The organism is Clostridiales bacterium (assembly GCA_017961515.1).
GTDB lineage: Bacteria > Bacillota > Clostridia > Acetivibrionales > RGIG10202 > RGIG10202.
Genome location: JAGCXC010000054.1, coordinates 1 through 1,998, shown reverse-complemented (window position 1 = coordinate 1,998; position 1,998 = coordinate 1). Strand labels below are relative to the sequence as shown.

Genomic DNA, 1,998 nt, shown 5'->3' with positions numbered 1-1,998 from the left:
ATAAATGGAAATGAGGACAGAATTTTTTAAGTAGTTTTGTAGCTTCCAAAAATTCTCTATTAATTACATTTACCTCAAGAGATCCGAGTGTTATTCTTGCATCTATATCTTTTAAAGATATAATAAGGTCTTTAAGAGATGAATTTATATCTACTCCATATGCAGATAGATTAATTCCTATAATTATGAGCTCACGTGATAGTTTTGCTGCTCTTTTACACTCATCCACGACATTTTCTATAGCTTGGCTTCTACAATGTCCTCTAACGTATGGAATCAAGCAATATGAGCAATAATTATCGCAACCATCCTGAACTTTAATATAATGTCTTGTCATTGTAGATAAAGTTCTATCTATATTTTCATAATCACGAGAAATTGCTAAATCTTCGCATAAAATGTAGTTCTTTTGTTCAAAATTTTCATTTTCTATATCTTCAAGGACTTTATCAACTAAGGTTGTTGTTTTTCCAGTTGTCCCCAAAACGCAGACAACTCCATCTTGTTTAAATGGTTCTGGATTATGCTGAGTTGAGCATCCACAAATATATATCTTTGCGTCTTTATTATACTTTTTAACACGAGAAATCATTTGTCTGGATTTATGTTCAGCCTCATTTGTAACTGCGCAAGTATTTATAATATAAATATCTGCAAAAGATAAGGAATCTGTAACACTAAAACCTAGCTTTGAAAAGCGAGCCATTATGCCTTCAGAGTCATATTGATTAACCTTGCATCCCAAGGATAATACACATATCTTTTTATCAGTCTTCATAATCTAGATCACCTATTTGATTTAAAACCAATGCTGGGAACACAATTCCTGCCGTGTCAGCTCTTAAAATACGTTTTCCAAGAGTTACAGAGCAAGCGCCAGCATTTACTATATCTTGAACTTCTTTTTGTTCAAAGCCACCCTCAGGGCCTACGATTAAGGCAATATTATTGCCTTTTATATCAATATCTTTAACTGCATCCTTGTTTTCACACTCATAAGCAATTAAAGAAGTATCATATTCTTTTTGTTTTTTAATAACTTCATCAAAAGTTATTGGTTCATATATATTTGTTAAAAAGGACGAACCACATTGTTGAGCAGATTCAAGAGCAATTACTCTTGCTCTTTCTAAATTAAACTTTTTATCTGCACAGCGATTAGAAATAAATGGATAGAAATGAGCAACTCCAAGTTCTACTGCCTTTTGTACAACATAATCTAATTTGCTATTTTTTAGTATTGCAGCAAAGAGTGTGACTTCATGATTTCTCTTATCTGCATCAACTATACTATCTACATTTAACACTATAGTGTTAGCATCTATTTTTTCTATTGTACAATTGTATTCTTTACCATCATTTAAACAGATAATTACTTTATATCCAACTTTAGCACGAAGAACTAAGCCAAGATGTTTATAAGCCATCCCGGTTAGATATATTTTATTATCTACCAAACAATCTGGAGTTACAAAAAATCTCTTTATTTCCATATAAATTTAAGTCCTTTCCATTCGGTTTCGGATTGAACCTCGACTAACGTTAATCCAATTGCCTCATAATTTTTTATTACTTCATCAACTCTATCTGCAAGAATTCCTGAAATAATAACTTCGCCATGTGGATTTAAATGATCCATTATGTATGGTGCAAGTCTATTTAGAATTTCTGCTGTCATATTAGAAACAATGACGTCTGCCTTTCTATCTGTCTTTAATAAATCAGCTTCCTCAACTTCAATTGTAGATAAATCTACATCATTAAGGAGCAAATTAGATTTTGTAGATTGAACTGCTTGTGGATCTATATCACACATATAAACAGATTTTGCACCCAAATAAGATGCAGCGATACCTAAAATACCGCTTCCGCATCCTATATCTATAACATCTTTTCCTGTAAAGTCTTTGAAATAGACTAAAACAAGTTTTGTTGTTGGATGAGAACCTGGACCAAAAGCTAATCCTGGGTCTAATTTAATAACCTTTTCGCCATTTT

The 1,998-nt window shown here is 32.0% G+C and carries 3 protein-coding genes; all 3 read right to left on the bottom strand.

The window, feature by feature from the left end; all coding sequences use genetic code 11:
* On the bottom strand, positions 1-778 hold a 778-nt coding region (locus tag J6Y29_04085), incomplete at its 3' end, for a tRNA (N(6)-L-threonylcarbamoyladenosine(37)-C(2))-methylthiotransferase MtaB (GenBank protein ID MBP5427051.1).
* On the bottom strand, positions 768-1,493 hold the full coding sequence (locus J6Y29_04080) for a 16S rRNA (uracil(1498)-N(3))-methyltransferase (protein ID MBP5427050.1): 726 nt from the start codon (positions 1,491-1,493) through the stop codon (positions 768-770). The genes J6Y29_04085 and J6Y29_04080, both read right to left, overlap by 11 nt.
* The coding region (locus J6Y29_04075) for a 50S ribosomal protein L11 methyltransferase (GenBank protein MBP5427049.1) at positions 1,484-1,998 on the bottom strand (515 nt) is incomplete at its 5' end. The genes J6Y29_04080 and J6Y29_04075, both read right to left, overlap by 10 nt.

Excerpts from the sequence above, each read along its gene's own strand:
- J6Y29_04080 (MBP5427050.1), bottom strand. The coding sequence starts at position 1,493 with ATGGAAATAAAGAGATTTTTTGTAACTCCAGATTGTTTGGTAGATAAT.